The sequence below is a fragment of the Streptomyces sp. SID14436 genome, from assembly GCF_010548465.1.
GTDB lineage: Bacteria > Actinomycetota > Actinomycetes > Streptomycetales > Streptomycetaceae > Streptomyces.
In genome coordinates this window covers 1-2,208 of sequence record NZ_JAAGMD010000569.1, presented here as the reverse complement: position 1 = coordinate 2,208, position 2,208 = coordinate 1, and the positions used below count along the sequence as shown (strand labels likewise).

Below are 2,208 nucleotides of genomic sequence, written 5' to 3'. Positions count from 1 at the left end.
CGCCGCGGCACCGGTCACGGCCCCGTCCGGCGCGCACCACGGCGGACTGTGCCTGGCCGCCTGACGGCCGTCCGCCCGCCGGCCCCTGGACACTGCCCAGCCCGGGGGCGCCGGCGGGCCCGGGCTCAGACGCCGACGACGCGCCGGCTCAGTACCTCGTCGGCGAGGCCGTAGGCGACGGCCTCCGGCGCGGTGAACACCTTGTCGCGGTCCATGTCCGCGCGCAGGGTCGCCACGTCGTGGTGGGTGTGACGGGACAGCACCTCCTCCACCTGGGAGCGGATCCGCACCATCTCCTGGGCGCGGAGCGACAGGTCGGAGACGGTGCCCCGCTGTCCGCCCGTGGCGGGCTGGCCCAGCAGCACCCGCGCGTGCTCCAGCACGAAGCGCCGGCCCGGGTCGCCGCCGGCCAGCAGCACGGCTGCCGTGGAGGCCGCCTGCCCCACGCAGTACGTGGAGATCGGAGCCCGGACGAACGTCATCGCGTCGTAGATCGCCATCAGCGAGGTGAAGGAACCGCCCGGTGAGTTGAGGTAGAGCGCGATCTCGCTCTCCGGCGCCTCCGCCTCCAGGTGCAGCAGCTGCGCGATGACGACATTGGCGACCCCGTCGTCGATCTCGGTGCCCAGGAAGACGATCCGCTCCGACAGGAGCCTGCTGAAGACGTCGTAGGACCGTTCGCCCCGCGCGGTGCGCTCGACGACGTTCGGAATCGTGTAGCTGCCCATCAGCGCAGTCCCATCCTCGGACGGCCGGCGGCCGGGCGGACGTCGGCGAGCGACTCCACCACCCGGTCGACCATGCCGTACTCCCTGGCCTCCTCGGCCGTGAACCAGCGGTCGCGGTCGCCGTCGCGGGAGATCTCCTCCGCCGTCCGGCCCGTGTGCTCGGCGGTGATCCGCTCGATGGTCCGCTTGGTGAACTCCAGGTTCTCCGCCTGGATCTCGATGTCGGCGGTCGTCCCGCCGATGCCCGCCGACGGCTGGTGCATCATGATCCGCGCGTTCGGCAGGGCGAAGCGCTTGCCCGGCGTGCCCACGCTCAGCAGGAACTGCCCCATGCTGGCCGCGAAGCCCATGGCGAGCGTCGACACGTCGTTGGGGATCAGCCGCATCGTGTCGTAGATCGCCAGCCCGGCGTGCACGGAGCCGCCGGGGCTGTTGACGTAGAGAGCGATGTCGGTGTGCGCGTCCTCGGCGGACAGGATCAGCAGCTGGGCGCAGACCCGGTTGGCGGAGACCTCGTCGACCTGGGTGCCCAGCAGCACGATGCGCTGCGCGAGCAACTGGGCGGCAAGGTGGTCGTCGAACCGGGTCGGCGGTGTGTCGCCCTCCTCGGCCCGGGGTGACGTGTCCGGCCAGGGGCCGGCGGTGAAGGGTGCCATGGGCGCTCTCCAGTGGTCGTCGGAACGCGGCCGCTGCGACCGCGTGCCCTCACTGTCGGCCGGTGGGCGCCCGCCGGGGAGCCTTCTCTGCCCGCCGCAGATTCGCCACGGGCAGAGCGCGCCCGGCGGCCGGGCCCGCACCGATGAGTTCCGCGGCCCGGGCCGGTCCTTATCCCCGACATCCCCGACATCCCCGATATCCCCGACACCGTTCCACGCACTGGAGGTACTCATGACCACCGACGGCTTCACCACCTGCCTGTGGTTCGACGGACGCGCCGAGGAGGCCGCGAACTTCTACGTCTCCGTGTTCAAGGACTCCCACCTCGGCCGGGTCACCCGGTACCCCGCGTCCGGTCCGGGGCCGGAGGGGAGCGTCCTCACCGTCGAGTTCACGGCCAACGGCCAGAAGTTCGTCGCGCTCAACGGCGGACCGGAGTTCACCTTCTCCGAGGCGATCTCCTTCCAGATCGGCTGTGCCGACCAGGCCGAGATCGACCACTTCTGGGACAAGCTGGTCGAGGGCGGCGGCAGCCACGGCCCGTGCGGCTGGCTGAAGGACCGTTTCGGCGTGTCCTGGCAGGTCACCCCGACCCGGCTGGACGACATGATCGCCGATCCGGACCCGGCGAGGGCGGAACGCGCCATGAAGGCGATGCTCGGCATGCAGAAGCTGGACCTGGCCGAGCTGGAGAAGGCCTACGCGGGCGGGTGAGCGCCGGGCCGAGGAGGCCACGCGTGGGCCCCGCCCGCCCCGCGGCGGGATCCGCGTGGGCCACGCTGCCGCCGACCGTGCCGCGCGTGCGGATCGCGGGGTGCGCGAC

At 72.3% G+C, this 2,208-nt stretch carries 3 protein-coding genes; 1 reads left to right on the top strand and 2 read right to left on the bottom strand.

What is annotated here, in order from left to right; all coding sequences use genetic code 11:
- Positions 1-125: 125 nt before the first annotated feature.
- On the bottom strand, positions 126-728 hold the full coding sequence (locus G3I53_RS19845; protein WP_031102000.1) for an ATP-dependent Clp protease proteolytic subunit: 603 nt from the start codon (positions 726-728) through the stop codon (positions 126-128).
- Positions 728-1,384, bottom strand: a complete 657-nt coding sequence (locus tag G3I53_RS19840; RefSeq protein ID WP_164335265.1) for an ATP-dependent Clp protease proteolytic subunit — start codon at positions 1,382-1,384, stop codon at positions 728-730. Before G3I53_RS19840 ends, G3I53_RS19845 begins: the two co-directional genes overlap by 1 nt.
- Positions 1,385-1,616: 232 nt before the next feature.
- Here G3I53_RS19840 and G3I53_RS19835 point away from each other — a divergent pair, with 232 nt between their 5' ends.
- Entirely contained in the window at positions 1,617-2,099 is a 483-nt protein-coding gene (locus G3I53_RS19835; protein WP_164335263.1) for a VOC family protein, read from the top strand.
- Positions 2,100-2,208 lie beyond the last annotated feature (109 nt).